Below are 17,219 nucleotides of genomic sequence, written 5' to 3'. Positions count from 1 at the left end.
ACCACTTTCCTGTTACCCTTCGTGCAGTCCGCACTCACGCTTCAATCCGAAGAAGCGCGTCTCTTCTTCCGCCATACCCGGCTCCCATTTGCGGGTGGTGTGGGTATCGCCTACCGACAGATAGCCCTGATCCCACAACGGATGGTATTTCAAACCGTGTTTTTGCAGATACTGGTAAACCGTACGGTTATCCCAGTCGATGATTGGGAGAACTTTAAACACGCCGCGCTGGATAGCCAGCACCGGCAAATGCGCACGACTGCCCGATTGCTCTCGACGCAGACCGGCAAACCAGGTTTGCGCGTTCAGCTCCTGCAGCGCCCGGTTCATCGGCTCGACTTTGTTGATGTCATTGTATTTTTCAATGCCCTCAACGCCCTGCTCCCACAGTTTGCCGTAGCGTGCTTCCTGCCAGGCCGCACTTTCCTTTGCCCGGTAGACTTGCAAATTAAGCTTAAGCTTGTCCGTTAACTCATCAATAAACTGATAGGTTTCCGGGAACAGGTAGCCAGTATCGGTGAGGATCACCGGGATATCTGGGCGAATCTGATTTACCAGATGCAGGCTCACTGCCGCCTGGATACCAAAACTTGATGACAGTACATATTCACCAGGCAGGTTTTCCAGCGCCCACGCTACGCGATCCTCGGCGCTCAATTTTTCCAGTTGGTCGTTGGTTTGTGCCAACGCCATAACGCGTTCAACTTTCGGCAGTTCGTTCAACGCGTTGAGATCGAGTTTGGACATAAGTTCCTCACTGTTTGCCTTGCCTGATGGCGCTGCGCTTATCAGGCCTACCGATTCAGCAGACCCGATAAGTCAATTTCACATTATTCCCAGAAATCACGGGCGGGATCGAGCACCGGGCGAATAATGCCCGCACGCACCGTAAAGTCACCGAAGCCTTCACCCGCTTCGCGCTCTTTCGCCCAGCGCCCAATCAGTTCATCCAGCGATGCCAGAATTTCCGGCTCGGTGATGTTCTCTTTAAACATCCGGGGAATACGGGTTCCGATACGGTTGCCCCCTAAATGGAGGTTGTAACGCCCAGGAGCTTTACCCACCAGACCAACTTCCGCCAGCATCGCACGACCACAACCGTTCGGGCAGCCGGTCACACGCATGACAATGTTTTCATCACTCAGGCTGTGCTTCGCCATCAGCGTGTCGATGTTGTCGATAAACGTTGGCAGGAAGCGCTCAGCTTCCGCCATCGCCAGCGGACAGGTCGGGAACGACACGCAGGCCATCGAGTTTTCACGCTGCGGAGTGACCGCGTTCATTAAGCCACTCTTCTGCGCAATCTTCTCTATCTTCGCCTTTTCACTCTCAGGAACACCGGCAATGATCAGATTCTGGTTCGCGGTAATGCGGAACTCACCTTTGTGGATCTTCGCGATCTCAAGCAGACCGGTTTTCAGCGGTCGGCCCGGATAATCGAGGATTCGTCCGTTTTCAATAAACAACGTCAGATGCCATTTATTGTCGATCCCTTTCACCCAGCCGATACGATCGCCGCGACCGGTGAACTCGTACGGACGGATCGGCTCAAATTTGATCCCCGCCCGGCGCTCAACTTCAGCTTTAAAGGTCTCAACGCCTACGCGTTCCAGCGTGTATTTGGTTTTCGCGTTTTTACGATCGGTACGGTTACCCCAGTCACGCTGCGTGGTCACCACAGCCTCCGCCACGGCCAGCGTATGCTCAAGCGGCAGATAACCAAACTCGCTTGCCGTACGGGCATAGGTTTTCTTGTTGCCGTGCTCAATCGATAAACCACCGCCCACCAGCAGGTTAAAGCCCACCAGCTTGCCGTTTTCCGCAATCGCCACGAAGTTCATGTCGTTGGCGTGCAGATCGATGTCATTCTGCGGTGGGATCACGACCGTGGTTTTAAACTTACGCGGCAGATAGGTTTGACCGAGGATCGGCTCTTCGTCGGTGGTCGCGACTTTTTCCTGATCGAGCCAGATCTCTGCATAGGCGCGGGTGCGCGGCAACAGGTGCTCGGAAATTTTCTTCGCCCATTCATAGGCTTCGGCATGCAGCTCAGATTCATACGGATTCGAGGTGCACAGCACGTTACGGTTCATGTCGTTGGCGGTCGCCAGAGCGTCCAGGCCGACTGAATGCAGCATCTGGTGTACCGGCTTAACGTTCTTCTTCAGAATACCGTGAAACTGGAAGGTCTGACGGTTGGTCAGACGAATGCTGCCGTATATGGTGTTGTCATGGGCGAACTTGTCGATCGCCTGCCACTGTTTGGTGGTGATCACCCCACCCGGCAGACGACAGCGCAGCAGCATCGCGTGACGCGGCTCCAGCTTTTGCTCGGCACGTTCGGCGCGGATATCGCGGTCGTCCTGCTGGTACATACCGTGAAAACGGATCAGCAGGAAGTTGTCGCCTTTAAACCCGCCGGTCAGGCCGTCGTTTAAATCTTCGGCAATGGTACCGCGCAGATAGTTGCTTTCCAGCTTCATACGCTCAGCGTCGGACAGTTTGCCTTCGACCACCAATGGTCCTGGATGTTTTTCGCTCATTAGTAGACATCTCGCTGATAACGGCGCTCAATGCGCAGCTCACTTAAAAATTCATCCGCCGCTTCGATATCCATACCACCGAATTCGGCAATCACTTCCAACAACGCCTGCTCAACGTCTTTCGCCATGCGATTGGCGTCGCCGCAGACATAAATGTGCGCACCGTCGTTAATCCAGCGCCACAGTTCCGCGCCCTGTTGGCGCAGTTTATCTTGTACGTAGACTTTTTCTTTTTGATCGCGGGACCAGGCGAGATCGATACGGCTCAGTACGCCCTCTTTGACGTAACGCTGCCATTCCACCTGATACAGGAAATCTTCGGTAAAGTGTGGGTTACCAAAAAACAGCCAGTTTTTGCCTTCGGCTCCGTCAGCCGCACGTTGCTGCATGAATGCACGAAACGGCGCAATCCCCGTACCCGGTCCAATCATAATTACCGGCGTCTGCGGGTTCGCCGGCAGACGGAAGTTGTCGTTGTGTTCAATGAACACGCGAACTTCACCTTCTTCTTCCACGCGGTCGGCGAGGAAACTGGAAGCACCACCAGCACGGGCGCGACCTTCTATCTCATAACGCACCACACCCACGGTGACGTGCACTTCGCTTTCCACTTCCGCCTGAGAAGAAGCAATGGAGTACAAACGCGGCGTCAGCGGACGCAGAAGATCAACTAACGCCTGAGCATCCAATTGCGCCGGAGAGAAGCGCACCATATCGACGATGGGCGTGGTTGCGGCGTAATGCTGCAACTGTACTTTGTCACCCACTAACGGCAGCAAAGTTTCGCTGCGGGTTAAGGTGGCATAGTTTTCTACGATATTGCCGGTGTTAACCGTCAGCTCGAAATGCCACTGCAACGCTTCAGCGAGCGACAGGGTTTTGCCTTCAACCGTGACCGGCTCATCACCTTTCAGCCACAGCAGTTCAACCAGCTCTTTAACCAGAGCCGGGTCATTCTGATACCAGACGCCCAGCGCATCGCCCGGCTGATAACGCAGTCCGGAATCGCCTAAATCAATTTCAATATGGCGCACATCTTTTTCAGAGTCGCGGCCGGTAATTTTCTGATTCACCGCAAGGGACGCCGTCAGTGGCGCTTCTTTGGTGTATGGGCTGGTGTGTACTTCATTTACTGCACCGCTGGCGGCAACTTGCACAGACGGTGCCGCAGGCGCACGCGCTTTCAGGACATCAACCAGACGAGCACGCCACTGCGCGGCGGCGGCCTGGTATTCGACGTCGGCGTCGACGCGGTCGAGCAGACGTTCACCGCCCAGCTCAGCCAGTTTCGCATCGAAGTCTTTTCCTGCCTGGCAGAAAAACTCATAAGAGGTATCGCCAAGACCAAATACGGCAAAAGCGGTGTTATCAAGCTTCGGCGCTTTTTTCGATAACAGGAATTTATGCAACGCCACGGCTTCTTCCGCCGGTTCACCTTCCCCTTGCGTCGACGCCACCACGATCAGCAGTTTTTCATTGGCGATTTGTTTGAATTTATAGTCGCCAGCGTTGATGAGAGTGACGTTGAGCTTCGCGGCGATCAGATCATCGCGCAGGGCTTCCGCCACACGACGCGCATTACCAGTTTGCGAGGCGGAGATAAGCGTAATGCCAGGCATTTCAGCGACAGGCGCAGTCGCCACCACATTGCTGCCAGGCTGCTGATTCAGCACGCCCCAAAAATAGCCAGAAACCCACGCAAGCTGTGCGGGAGTGAAATCGGTCGTGGCCGCCTGAAGGCGTGCCAGTTGCTCCGGGTTTAGCGGTAGCAAAGCGGAAGGTGGGGCCTGTGTCGTCATGCGTTGTCATGTTCCAGTAAGCAAAGCGGATTTCAGCAATAAAACCCAAACTGAAGATAAGGTTAACGGCGGGGATAGTAACAATTAAAGAAGGGATGGAAATAACAAATAACCAAATGGACTAACCTGTTTTAGTTATAGTTATTAACAGCAAAACAGATTAAATAAACATTTGATATATAAATAATTAATCAATATTGATTGTATGAATATGTAGCTTTGGTGCTGAGCATCCTTTTATACACAAAATAATTTAAGATGCATCGAGGCGGCAACTGAGCAAGTCCCCGGGAGCTTACATGAGTAAGTGACTGGGGCGAGCAAAGGCAGCCAACAAAGAAGCAGCTTAAAGAATGACGTGTATAAATAATGATAAAATTTCCTCTTTACGGTACCCTACCGCGGTTTTTCGCATTCTTGAGAGTAAAAAATGTCCACCACCTTGTTTAAAGATTTCACCTTCGAAGCCGCTCACCACCTTCCGCATGTACCGGAAGGGCATAAGTGTGGCCGTCTGCATGGTCACTCATTTATGGTGCGTCTTGAAATTACCGGTGAAGTCGATCCGCATACCGGTTGGATCATGGATTTTGCTGAGTTAAAAGCCGCGTTTAAGCCGACTTACGACAGACTCGATCACTACTATTTGAACGATATTCCTGGCTTAGAAAATCCAACCAGCGAAGTGCTGGCCAAATGGATTTGGGATCAGGTTAAACCTGTGGTCCCTCTGCTGAGTGCTGTAATGGTGAAAGAAACCTGCACAGCGGGCTGCGTTTATCGCGGCGAGTGATTGTAGGCTTGCCGGATTGCAACGCATCTTCTCCGGCCTGCATTGAGCAATAAACTATGGCCGGGTAAGCGAAACGCCCCCGGCAAAGTTATCAGGCAATATTCAGATACTTATGGGTCTGCATCGACAGACGCCAGTTACGCGCAATACAGGTATCAATGCACAAACGCGTCGCATCTTCTTTCTGGCTGATTGGCTGTAAGGCGATGATTCGCGGTTTGTCGTCACTCAACGTCGCCAGCAGTTCATCCAGTGCTTCAATATCGCGGACACGGCCAACCGGATGCTTGATTTCATTCGCGCGCTCCAGCGCCTGTGACAGCACATCATAGCCACCGCGCATATTCACCTTCGGCGATACGGTCACCCAGGTATTCGGCGTACAGCGTACTTCGTGCGTGCCGCTGGTCTCAATCTGGCAGCTAAAACCGTTCTTTTCCAGCAGGTCAGTCAGCGGCATCAGGTCATGAATGCAGGGCTCACCACCGGTGATCACCACGTGACGGGCGGTATAGCCCTGACGCGAAATGACCGCCAGCAGATCTTCGCTGCTCGCAGCACCCCATTTATCGCTTTCTTTGGTCTTGGCCAGGATGCTGTACAGGGAGACTTCCCGATCCTCAAGCTTATCCCAGGTGTGTTTGGTATCGCACCAGGCACAGCCAACCGGGCATCCCTGTAAACGAATAAAAATGGCGGGGACGCCGGTAAAGTAACCCTCACCTTGCAGGGTCTGGAACATCTCGTTAATCGGGTACTGCATAGCGCTCTCAATATGGGGATAAACGATAATTATCGCAGATCCCCGCCAAAGTATCATGCCCCATCGATGCTTTACGAGGCGATCGCTGCGACAAAGCGTGCCGTTATCTGCTGCGGACGGGTGATAGCCCCACCAACCACCACGGTATGGGCGCCTAATGCCAGGCATCGTGCAGCACGTTCCGGAGTATCGACGTTTCCTTCTGCCACAACCGGTACGCTAACTGCAGCCAACACATCACGTAAAAAACCGCAGTCGTTTTCCGCCAGCACATGCCCGGCAGTGTCAGCGGTATAACCGTAGAGCGTAGTGCCCACACAGTCAAAACCCAGGCGCTCAGCGGTCACCGCTTCGTCTACGGTGGCAATATCCGCCATCAGCAGTACGGACGGATAGCGAGCGCGGATCTGCGTGACCAGTTCTTCCAGCGTTTGCCCACCGGGGCGCGGGCGCGCTGTCGCATCCAGAGCAATAATTTCCGGCTCAACGGTCATCAGTTCATCGACTTCCTGTAAAGTGGCCGTGATAAACACATCGCTACCCGGATAATCACGCTTGATAATCCCAATCACCGGCAGGGAGACGCTCTCTTTGATCGCGCGAATGTCCACCACGCTGTTTGCACGAATACCTACCGCACCGCCCTGCGCTGCCGCCAGCGCCATACGTGACATAATAAACGGGCTGTGCAGGGGCTCATTTTCCAGCGCCTGACAGGAAACAATTAATTTACCTTTCAGGGAATCCAGTACAGTTTTCATTACGATAAGATCTCTTCGACTTCGTTTTTAATGATGGTGACATGCGGACCATAAATCACCTGAACACCGTTACCGCGAATAATTACGCCACGGGCTCCGGTCGCTTTCAGCGCCGCTTCATCGACCTTGCTGCTCTCTTTCACCGTCACGCGCAGGCGTGTGGCACAACAATCCACCTCTTCCAGATTCTCTTTGCCTCCCAGCCCGGCGATCACTGCCGCTGCTCGCTCACTTTGCGGCAGGCCGGATTCAGTCGGCGCTGCGTTTTCACGACCTGGTGTCAACCAGTTAAAGCGGTTAATCAAATAGCGGAAGGTGAAGTAGTAAAGGAAGAACCACGGGATCCCCACCATGGGGACGTACATCCAGTTGGTTTTAGCTTCCCCCTGTAGCACGCCGAAAAGGAGGAAATCGATAAGCCCACCCGAAAAGGTTTGCCCGATGGTGATATGTAAAATATGCGCCATCATAAACGCCAGCCCATCGAAGAAGGCGTGAATGACGTATAACACGGGTGCGACAAACAGGAAGGAGAACTCGATAGGCTCAGTGATGCCTGTCAGGAAAGAGGTCAGGGCCGCTGACAACAGCAGACCAGCGACAAGTTTTCTGTTCTCAGGCTTGGCGGTGTGGTACATCGCCAGACATGCGCCAAGCAGGCCAAACATCATGGTGATGAAGCGCCCGGACATAAAGCGCGAGGTGCCCGCATAGAACTGCTGCGTATTCGGATCGGCAAGTTGCGCGAAGAAAATACGCTGCGTACCTTCAACTAACTGGCCGTTGACGATTTCACTACCGCCAAGCGCTGTCGTCCAGAACGGCAAATAAAAGATATGGTGTAAACCCAGTGGGCCAAGCATACGCAGGATGAAGCCGTACAACAGCGTCCCCAGATAGCCTGTCGCATCCACCAGACCACCCAGTCCAAAAATGAGTTTCTGGAAATGCGGCCAAACCACCGTCATGACCGCACCCACGACAATCGCGGCAAGGGAGCTAATAATCGGTACAAAGCGCGAACCGCTGAAGAAACCAAGGAACTGAGGTAATGAGACTTTATTGAAACGGCTATGCAGCGCGCAGGTGACAAGCCCAATCACCACCCCACCGAACACACCCGTTTCCAGTGTCTGAATACCCAGCGTCATCCCCTGGCCTACGGCACCGGGATTCTCGTGTGCCAGCGTTCCGTTGAGCGTCAATAAAGCGTTGATGGTGGCGTTCATCACCAGAAATGCCAGCAATGCCGCAAGCCCGGCGGTGCCTTTATCCGTTTTCGCCAGTCCCACTGCGACACCTACCGCAAAGAGCACCGACAGGTTGGCAAACACAATAGAACCTGCGCTGGTCATGATCGTGAAGATTGCCTGTAACCAGTCAACGTCCAAAAACGGATAAGCAGTCAATGTGTTTGGATTCGACAGCGCGCCGCCAATCCCTAACAACAGCCCCGCAGCGGGCAGTACCGCAATCGGCAGCATGAACGATTTGCCGAACCGCTGTGCCTTTTCGAACCATGCGCCCGATGAAGCGCCGCTAAACATTTGCATCATTTTTTCATCTCCCCGATTAATGATGAAAATTTTTACCATATTTAATATATAAAATGAAAATTATCATCAAAATCCAGGAAGCCGATCATACTTTTTTAAAATGACTGGCATCTCTCCCCTGCTTTCCGCCACACTATCAACAGATAAACGCATTAAGGATTTTGCATGTCAGAAAATGAAAACCTGCTGCTGAGATTGCGCCAGGGCGTTGACGGATATAGCCGAACACAGCAGAAGCTGGGAGAGTTTGTGCTCAGCGATCCGGCAAAAGTTGTCTACCTGACGATTACCGAACTGGCGCGTGAAAGTGACACCAGCGAGGCGAGCGTCACACGTCTGTGCCGCGCACTTGGGTGTAAGGGTTATAACGAATTCAAAATGGCGCTGGCACTCGATCTCCAGCAAGGACAGCCGGTAGAACACAGCGGGGATGAAATTGACAATGTGGTCAATGAATCCGTACAAGCACTGCAGGACACAGCAAAATTACTCGACAGGACATTACTGGAATCCGCCGCTTTGGCACTGCATCAGGCCCAGTCGGTACAGATTTATGGCGTAGCGGCCAGCGCTATTCTGGGTGAGTATTTACATTACAAACTCCTGCGCCTCGGCAAACCTGCACAATTGTTCAGTGACATGCATCGTGCTGCTATGAACGCTACAACGCTAAGCAAAGATACGCTGGTAGTGGCGATATCCAGTTCGGGATCCACGCGCGATCTGCTGCATGTCGTAAAGCTGGCGCGTAAGCAAGGCGTACGCGTACTGGCGCTGAGTAATACACCACGCAGTCCGCTGGCTTCGCTGAGTGATATTCAACTGGTCGCAGCCAAACCAGAAGGTCCGTTGAGCGCCGGCGCGCTAAACGCCAAGGTGGGTGTCATGCTGTTAGTGGAACTGCTCACCACGTCGCTGATTGGACTGGATGAAAAGTACAGCGATGTGAGCCAGCAAACCGCCAGCGCAACCCTTCCTCTACTGCTTTAAGAGCATAAAAAAAACCCGCCGCAGCGGGTTTTTACGTTAAGAGTTAAAGAACAGGATTACGCCTGACCTTTGATCTCTTTACGACCGTTGTACGGTGCTTGTTCACCCAGAGCTTCTTCGATACGAATCAGCTGGTTGTACTTAGCAACGCGGTCAGAACGGCTCATAGAACCAGTTTTGATCTGGCCTGCAGCGGTACCAACAGCCAGGTCAGCGATGGTAGCGTCTTCAGTTTCGCCAGAACGGTGAGAGATGACAGCGGTGTAGCCAGCGTCTTTCGCCATTTTGATCGCAGCCAGAGTTTCGGTCAGAGAACCGATCTGGTTGAATTTGATCAGGATGGAGTTAACGATGCCTTTTTCGATGCCTTCTTTCAGGATCTTGGTGTTAGTTACGAACAGATCGTCACCAACCAGCTGGATTTTGTCGCCCAGTACTTTAGTCTGGTATGCGAAACCGTCCCAGTCAGACTCGTCCAGACCATCTTCGATGGATACGATCGGGTACTGTTTGGTCAGTTCTTCCAGGAAGTGAGTGAATTCTTCGGAGGTGAATGCTTTGTTGCCTTCGCCAGCCAGAACGTATTTACCGTCTTTGTAGAATTCAGAAGCTGCACAGTCCATTGCCAGGGTGATGTCTTTGCCCAGCTCGTAGCCAGCTGCTTTAACCGCTTCAGCGATTACAGCCAGAGCTTCAGCGTTGGAACCCAGGTTCGGCGCGTAGCCACCTTCGTCACCAACTGCAGTGTTCATACCTTTAGCTTTCAGAACTTTAGCCAGGTTGTGGAACACTTCAGAACCCATACGAACGGCTTCTTTCAGAGTCTTAGCGCCAACCGGCTGAATCATGAATTCCTGGATGTCGACGTTGTTGTCAGCGTGCTCACCACCGTTGATGATGTTCATCATCGGAACCGGCATGGAGTATTTACCCGGAGTACCGTTCAGTTCAGCGATGTGTGCATACAGCGGCAGGCCTTTTGCAGCTGCTGCTGCTTTGGCGTTAGCCAGGGACACAGCCAGGATGGCGTTTGCACCGAAGTTGGATTTGTTTTCAGTACCGTCCAGATCGATCATGATCTTGTCGATGCCAGCCTGATCTTTAGCATCTTTACCCAGCAGAGCCTGAGCAATTGGGCCGTTAACAGCTGCAACAGCTTTCAGTACGCCTTTACCCATGAAACGGGATTTGTCGCCATCGCGCAGTTCCAGTGCTTCGCGGGAACCAGTAGAAGCACCTGACGGAGCTGCTGCCATACCAACGAAACCACCTTCCAGGTGTACTTCGGCTTCAACAGTCGGGTTACCACGGGAGTCGATGATTTCACGACCGATGATTTTAACGATTTTGGACATTAGATTTTCCTCAGTACAAGTTAAACTAAAACTCCAGACAAACAATGCACCCTAATGGGTGCATTGCCGTTCTAACTTATTTACTTCTTACTTCGCCTGACGCTTCTGATGTTCACTGGCGGCTTTCACAAAGCCGGCAAACAGCGGGTGTCCATCACGTGGCGTGGAAGTAAATTCCGGGTGGAACTGACAGGCCACGAACCACGGATGATTCGGTACCTCAATGATCTCGACCAACTGATCATCACCGGAACGGCCTGCAATACGCAGACCCGCAGCTTCAATCTGTTTCAACAGCATATTGTTGACTTCGTAACGGTGGCGATGGCGTTCAACAATTGTCGGCGCGCCGTACAGCTGACGAACCAGGCTATCGTCGCTCAACTGACACTGCTGCGCGCCAAGGCGCATTGTGCCGCCCAGATCGCTCTTCTCGGTACGGACTTCGACGTTGCCGTCTTCATCGCGCCATTCGGTAATCAGGGCCACCACCGGGTACTTACAGTCTGGCACAAATTCCGTGGAGTTGGCGTTGTCCATACCCACTACGTTACGTGCAAACTCAATCAACGCAACCTGCATACCCAGGCAAATGCCCAGATAAGGAATATTGTTCTCACGCGCAAAGCGCGCCGTCGCGATTTTACCTTCAACACCGCGGTAGCCGAAGCCGCCTGGGATCAGGATTGCATCAAGACCTTTCAGGATCTCAACGCCACGCGTTTCGACATCTTGCGAATCGATCAGCTTGATGTTGACGGTGACACGATTCTTCAGACCACCGTGCTTCAGCGCTTCGATAACTGACTTATAGGCATCCGGCAGTTCAATGTACTTGCCGACCATACCGATAGTCACTTCGCCTGCCGGATTCGCTTCTTCGTAGATAACCTGTTCCCATTCTGACAGATTAGCTTCCGGACAGTTCAAGCTGAATCGTTTACAAATATAATCGTCAAGGCCCTGAGATTTCAACAGGCCCGGGATTTTATAGATGGAATCGACATCTTTCAGAGAAATCACCGCTTTTTCCGGAACGTTACAGAACAATGCAATTTTTGCACGTTCATTAGCCGGAACTGCGCGATCGGAGCGGCAAATCAGGATATCTGGCTGAATACCGATAGAAAGCAGCTCTTTTACAGAGTGCTGAGTCGGTTTAGTTTTGACTTCACCTGCCGCCGCCATGTACGGAACCAGCGTCAGATGCATAAACAGCGTGTGCTCACGGCCAATTTCTACGGCCATCTGGCGAATCGCTTCAAGGAACGGCAGAGATTCGATATCCCCAACGGTTCCGCCGATTTCGACCAGAACAACATCATGACCTTCACCGCCTTCCAGAACGCGCTCTTTAATGGCATTCGTGATGTGCGGGATAACCTGAACTGTTGCGCCCAGGTAGTCGCCACGGCGCTCTTTACGCAGAACGTCGGAGTAGATACGACCCGTAGTGAAGTTGTTGCGGCGGCTCATTTTGGTACGAATGAAACGCTCATAGTGACCCAGGTCCAGGTCGGTTTCAGCGCCGTCTTCGGTAACGAACACTTCCCCGTGTTGGATTGGGCTCATAGTACCTGGATCGACGTTGATGTACGGATCCAGTTTCATCATGGTTACATTGAGGCCACGGGCTTCAAGAATGGCTGCCAGGGAGGCTGCGGCAATGCCTTTTCCCAGAGAGGATACGACCCCGCCGGTCACAAAAATATAGTTCGTTGTCATGCTGGACCTGAGAAGTTAGGGTGAAACGATGGAATTACCAAGACGGGAAAGTAGTATACCCGAACATGACGAGCGCCACAAACTTTCATTATCCCCTCTCCTTCGTTCTTCAAGCCGCACCGGTGTTGGCTTCCTTCACTCACCCCAGTCACATAGCATTTCTATGTTCCTGGGGATTCTTTCAGTCGCCGCCTTGTTGCGACTCGAATAACTCGAAGAGGCAGTATACAAGGTGTTTCATCAACATAACGGGAAGAGAAAATAGCCTCTTTTGGGTAAATGTTTTTGACGTAAATCAAGCGCTTGTTATTTAAAAAATCACACAAATCGCCCTTGACCGACGAAATCCCTTAGAGATCAATTTCCTGCCGTTTTACCTGTTGCCAGACTTCTTCCATAGTTTCCAGATCAACACCAGTCATTTCCAGACCGCGCGAAGCCACAATTCGCTCAACTTCACGAAAACGCCGCTCAAACTTCTCGTTCGCTTTCTGCAATGCGGTCTCTGCTTTAGTGCCTAAATGCCGGGCCATATTAACCGTAGCAAACAGCAGATCGCCCATTTCCTCCTCCAGTTTAGCCTGGTCGACAACAGCCTGCTTAGCCTCAAACATGACTTCGTCGATCTCTTCGTAAACCTTGTCGACAACCGGTCCTAACGTTTTCCAGTCGAAGCCAACATTTGAGCAGCGTTTCTGGATTTTTTGGGCGCGCATTAATGCCGGTAAACTGCGGGGAATATCGTCGAGTGCGGAATGCTGTGCCTTCTGGGCGCGTTCTTCACTTTTGATTTTTTCCCAACGGGTCAAAACCTCAGTACTGTTACTGGCAGAAACATCAGCAAAAACATGTGGGTGACGGCGTTCAAGTTTATCGCTTATCGCAGCACAAATATCATCAAAGTTGAAGCGTCCTTCTTCCTGCGCCATCTGGGCGTAAAACACAACCTGGAACAGCAGGTCGCCCAGCTCTCCGCGCAGGTCGTCAAAGTCTTCACGCGCAATCGCGTCCAGCACTTCATAGGTTTCTTCGAGGGTGTAAGGGGCAATAGTGGAGAATGTCTGCTCTTTGTCCCACGGACAGCCGTTTTCCGGGTCGCGCAGGCGCTGCATAATACCGAGCAGTCGGTCGATTTGATTCATTGGGATATCCTGAAATTTCAATACAGTAGACCGGATAAGGCGATAGCCGACATCCGGCAACATAGCAATGCCTGATGGCAACGCTAACGCGTCTTATCAGGCCTACAAGGTTATCCGGCCTACAAAATAATTAATTACCGTGCAAGCGACGTGCGTCGATCACATCCGGTACCTGGTTCAGCTTGCCGAGCACGCGCCCGAGCACCTGCAGGTTATAAATTTCGATGGTCATATCGATAGTGGCCAGCTGTTGTTTGGTATCACTTCGGCTGGCAACGCCCAGCACGTTCACCTTCTCGTTGGCGAGAATCGTAGTGATATCACGTAACAAGCCGCTGCGATCGTTGGCCTGGACGCGAACCACCAGCGAATACCCTGCCGAGTAGCTTTCGCCCCAGACTGCATCAACAATACGTTCCGGCGCATGGGAGCGCAGCTCAGCCAGCTGTTCACAATCCGCCCGGTGCACGGAAATACCGCGTCCCTGGGTAATAAACCCGACAATCTCATCGCCAGGAATAGGCTGGCAGCAGCGGGCGATGTGGTGCATCAGGTTACCTACCCCTTCCACCACCACACGACCGTCGTCTTTACGACGGCTCTGCGGTGCTTGCGTTTTCTGCTGAAGCTGTTTCAGCGCGGCGGCATCCTGTTCGGCAGCGCTTGGCTTATTAAACTGCGCCTGCAGGAAGTTCACCATTTGGTTGAGGCGGATGTCTCCTCCGCCAATCGCCGCCAGCAACTCGTCCAGCTCATTGAAGCTGTAGCGCGGTAGCAGGTGTTTTTCCGCCTCTTTCAGGCTGATACCTAAATGCGCCAGCTCATCGTCGAGGATCTGGCGACCAGCAAGGATGTTTTTGTCGCGGTCCTGTTTACGGAACCAGGCGTGGATCTTCGAACGCCCACGACTGGTGGTTACGTAGCCAAGGTTAGGATTCAGCCAGTCGCGGCTTGGGTTTGGCTGTTTCTGGGTGATAATTTCAATTTGATCGCCCATCTGCAGCTGGTAAGTAAACGGTACGATGCGCCCACCAATTTTCGCGCCAATGCAACGATGCCCCACATCGCTATGAATGTGGTAAGCAAAATCGAGCGGCGTGGAGCCCGCAGGTAAGTCTACAACGTCCCCTTTTGGCGTAAAGACGTACACTCGGTCATCAAAGACCTGGCTACGGACTTCATCCAGCATTTCACCGGAATCCGCCATCTCTTCCTGCCAGGCAATCAGCTTACGCAGCCACGCAATGCGATCTTCATGACCAGAACGCGCCGCGCCTGAAGCGGTGCCCTCCTTGTACTTCCAGTGCGCCGCGACGCCCAGTTCGGCATCTTCGTGCATTTGTTTGGTACGGATCTGAATTTCGATGGTTTTCCCGCCCGGCCCCAGTACAACCGTATGGATTGACTGGTAGCCATTGGGTTTCGGATTAGCAACGTAATCATCGAACTCATCCGGCAGATGGCGATAGTGAGTATGTACTATCCCGAGTGCGGCATAGCAGTCCTGTAAACGCTCTGCCACGATACGCACTGCGCGTACATCGAACAGTTCATCGAAGGCCAACTGCTTTTTCTGCATTTTGCGCCAGATGCTGTAGATATGCTTCGGACGTCCATACACTTCGGCTTTGACGCCTTCCGTTTTCATCTCTGAGCGCAAATGACCGACGAACTCATCAATGTAATGTTCCCTGTCGATACGACGTTCATGCAGCAGCTTGGCTATGCGTTTGTATTCAGCCGGGTGCAGATAACGGAAGCAATAATCTTCCAGCTCCCATTTTAATTGCCCGATTCCCAAACGGTTGGCCAGCGGTGCATAGATATTGGTGCACTCTTTTGCCGCCAGAACGCGTTCATCTTCCGGCGCGTCTTTCACTTCACGCAGATGGGCAATCCGCTCTGCCAGCTTGATGACCACACAGCGGAAGTCATCTACCATTGCCAGCAGCATACGGCGGACGTTATCGACCTGCTCGGAAGAAACTGAATCGGTATGCGTGGCTTTAAGCTGGCGTATTGCCGCCATATCACGCACACCGTGGATAAGATGAACAATGGATTTGCCCACGCTCTCGCGCAGGATGTCTTCACTGACCACGTTGGCATCAGCCAGAGGGAACAGCATTGCTGCACGCAGCGTGTCGATATCCATGCTCAACATGGAGAGAATTTCTACCATCTCCACGCCACGCCACAGCAGCAGATCCGCATCCGGATGCCCCTGTGTCTGCTGGAGGCAGTACGCCCAGGTTTCGGCTAAGCGTTCACACGACTGCTGGCTGGAGATCCCCAGACTCGCGATCCATTTCTTTGGATCAAACTCACCAGCTTTATTTATATGTGCACTTCTTACCGCAACCATTGTCCTCTCCTTAAGGGGCCAGGCCTGTCGAAGTCGACAAGCCCTACCCATTGTCTTTCATGCTGCATTACAACCCGAAATCCAATGGGTACAAAATTCATTACAAACGCTCAAACAGGACCATTGATTCCAGGTGTCCAGTGTGCGGAAACATATCGAGCATCGCCAGTCGCCGTATGGCGTATCCAGCGTTGAGCAAAGCATCGCTGTCACGAGCCAGCGTTGCTGGGTTACAGGATACATAAACAACGCGTATAGGTTCTAATTTTATAATATGTTGCATCACACCTGCAGCCCCCGCACGCGCAGGATCGAGCAATACTTTGTCAAATCCGTTTTTCGCCCACGGCTGTCGGGTAACATCTTCCTCAAGGTTTTCATGAAAGAATGTCACATTGTGTAATCCGTTATTCAGCGCATTTTCTCGGCCTTTTTCCACCAACGCCGGAACACCTTCCACGCCAACCACACTTGCTGCCCGAGTTGCCAGCGGTAGGGTAAAATTTCCCATTCCACAGAACAGATCGAGTACACGATCTTCAGGTTGCACATCCAGCCATTCCAGCGCACGGGCGACCATTTGTTGGTTTATCCCTTCATTGACCTGAATAAAATCGCGCGGGCTGAAGGTTAACCGTAGTCCATTTGAATCATACCAGGGCGATTCTTCTGATATTGATTCCAGTATCTCGCTTTGCGGGGCCAGAAACAAAGACAGCCCCTGAGAATGCGAAAAGCATTCCAGTTTTTCTTTATCCGCAGCACTCAATGGCGCCGTGTGGCGCAAAATCATCAGGGTTCCGCTTCCCGCCTGTACCAGCTCAACATGGCCTAGATGGCGTAACCCTTGCAGACTTTCCAGACACGCTCTGAGATGGGGCAATAACGCCTCAAGCTGGGGCACCAAAATAGGGCATTGTTTGACATCGATAATGTCGCTGGAACCGGATTTGCGAAACCCCATCTGCAATTTTTGTTCTTTTGGCCGATAGTTCAGACTCAAACGTGCGCGACGACGATAGCCCCATGGGGCATCAGCTATAACATCAGACACCTCACATTTCATTAAACGCGACAACGCCGCGCTTTTGCTACGCTGCTGCAATGAGATGCTGGCATGCTGCTGCTGGCAACCGCCGCACACGCCAAAATGCGGACAACGTGGCACTTCACGCTGTGGGCTGTCGTTTAAACGTCGTTTTACTTGCGCGCGGGCAAACTGTTTTTTATCTTCGGTAATCACCACCTCGGCGCTTTCCTGGGGTAGCAATTCCGGTATAAACAACGCCTTTCCGTTATGGCGAGCGACGCCCTGACCGAAAGGATCAAGGTCATTGACGGTAACGGTTATGATCTGACGCGTCGTCACGCGTCGTTTTGCAGAGTAGAATTGCGCCATCGACGAGATATTTCTCTATTTAACAGTG

General features: G+C 52.4%; 13 protein-coding genes. 2 read left to right on the top strand and 11 right to left on the bottom strand.

The features are described 5' to 3' along the window. Positions 1-12 precede the first annotated feature (12 nt). The 3 genes from cysH to cysJ all read right to left on the bottom strand — a co-directional run bounded on the left by cysH (position 13) and on the right by cysJ (position 4,342). Positions 13-747 carry a phosphoadenosine phosphosulfate reductase gene (cysH, locus tag JQN59_RS04730; protein WP_048215654.1) on the bottom strand — a complete coding sequence of 245 codons (735 nt, stop codon included), beginning with the start codon at positions 745-747 and terminating at the stop codon, positions 13-15. Positions 748-830: 83 nt separating this feature from the next. After that, complete coding sequence (gene cysI, locus JQN59_RS04725; protein WP_003034148.1) at positions 831-2,543, bottom strand: assimilatory sulfite reductase (NADPH) hemoprotein subunit; 1,713 nt, start codon at positions 2,541-2,543, stop codon at positions 831-833. After that, the gene (gene cysJ / locus JQN59_RS04720) at positions 2,543-4,342 is read right to left on the bottom strand and encodes an NADPH-dependent assimilatory sulfite reductase flavoprotein subunit (protein ID WP_149607750.1); all 1,800 of its coding nucleotides are present in this window, start codon (positions 4,340-4,342) and stop codon (positions 2,543-2,545) included. Before cysJ ends, cysI begins: the two co-directional genes overlap by 1 nt. 430 nt (positions 4,343-4,772) lie before the next feature. Here cysJ and queD point away from each other — a divergent pair, with 430 nt between their 5' ends. Beyond that, positions 4,773-5,135, top strand: coding sequence for a 6-carboxytetrahydropterin synthase QueD (gene queD, locus JQN59_RS04715; protein ID WP_003825707.1), 363 nt, complete (start codon positions 4,773-4,775; stop codon positions 5,133-5,135). Between the two features lie 91 nt (positions 5,136-5,226). Here the strand turns inward: queD and queE are convergent, their stop codons facing one another. From queE to JQN59_RS04700, 3 genes are all read right to left on the bottom strand, one after another. Further along, complete coding sequence (gene queE / locus JQN59_RS04710; RefSeq protein WP_003034139.1) at positions 5,227-5,898, bottom strand: 7-carboxy-7-deazaguanine synthase QueE; 672 nt, start codon at positions 5,896-5,898, stop codon at positions 5,227-5,229. A gap of 71 nt (positions 5,899-5,969) precedes the next feature. Continuing rightward, entirely contained in the window at positions 5,970-6,659 is a 690-nt protein-coding gene (locus JQN59_RS04705) for an N-acetylmannosamine-6-phosphate 2-epimerase (protein ID WP_032944829.1), read from the bottom strand. Then, a complete protein-coding gene (locus tag JQN59_RS04700; protein WP_003034134.1) occupies positions 6,659-8,215 on the bottom strand; it encodes a maltose/glucose-specific PTS transporter subunit IIC in 1,557 nt (518 codons plus the stop codon). The genes JQN59_RS04705 and JQN59_RS04700 overlap by 1 nt, the downstream gene beginning before the upstream one ends. A 165-nt stretch (positions 8,216-8,380) precedes the next feature. On the opposite strand from JQN59_RS04700, the gene JQN59_RS04695 reads away from it, so the two are divergent. Then, on the top strand, positions 8,381-9,205 hold the full coding sequence (locus JQN59_RS04695; protein WP_048215652.1) for a MurR/RpiR family transcriptional regulator: 825 nt from the start codon (positions 8,381-8,383) through the stop codon (positions 9,203-9,205). A 56-nt stretch (positions 9,206-9,261) separates the two neighbouring features. On the opposite strand, the gene eno is transcribed toward JQN59_RS04695, so the two are convergent. The 5 genes from eno to rlmD all read right to left on the bottom strand — a co-directional run bounded on the left by eno (position 9,262) and on the right by rlmD (position 17,191). Next, positions 9,262-10,560 carry a phosphopyruvate hydratase gene (eno, locus tag JQN59_RS04690; protein ID WP_003034129.1) on the bottom strand — a complete coding sequence of 433 codons (1,299 nt, stop codon included), beginning with the start codon at positions 10,558-10,560 and terminating at the stop codon, positions 9,262-9,264. Between the two features lie 87 nt (positions 10,561-10,647). After that, positions 10,648-12,285, bottom strand: a complete 1,638-nt coding sequence (pyrG, locus tag JQN59_RS04685; protein ID WP_003034127.1) for a glutamine hydrolyzing CTP synthase — start codon at positions 12,283-12,285, stop codon at positions 10,648-10,650. A gap of 350 nt (positions 12,286-12,635) precedes the next feature. Continuing rightward, a complete protein-coding gene (gene mazG, locus JQN59_RS04680) occupies positions 12,636-13,427 on the bottom strand; it encodes a nucleoside triphosphate pyrophosphohydrolase (protein WP_003825693.1) in 792 nt (263 codons plus the stop codon). A gap of 130 nt (positions 13,428-13,557) precedes the next feature. After that, positions 13,558-15,792 (bottom strand): GTP diphosphokinase, encoded by a 2,235-nt coding sequence (relA, locus tag JQN59_RS04675; protein ID WP_003825690.1) that lies wholly within the window; start codon positions 15,790-15,792, stop codon positions 13,558-13,560. Positions 15,793-15,892: 100 nt separating this feature from the next. Further along, positions 15,893-17,191 (bottom strand): 23S rRNA (uracil(1939)-C(5))-methyltransferase RlmD, encoded by a 1,299-nt coding sequence (rlmD, locus tag JQN59_RS04670; protein ID WP_149607749.1) that lies wholly within the window; start codon positions 17,189-17,191, stop codon positions 15,893-15,895. Positions 17,192-17,219: the final 28 nt, after the last annotated feature.

Origin of the sequence: Citrobacter sp. B72, from assembly GCF_016894305.1 — a bacterium.
Taxonomy (GTDB): domain Bacteria; phylum Pseudomonadota; class Gammaproteobacteria; order Enterobacterales; family Enterobacteriaceae; genus Citrobacter; species Citrobacter portucalensis.
This window is presented reverse-complemented; position numbering and strand designations above follow the sequence as displayed.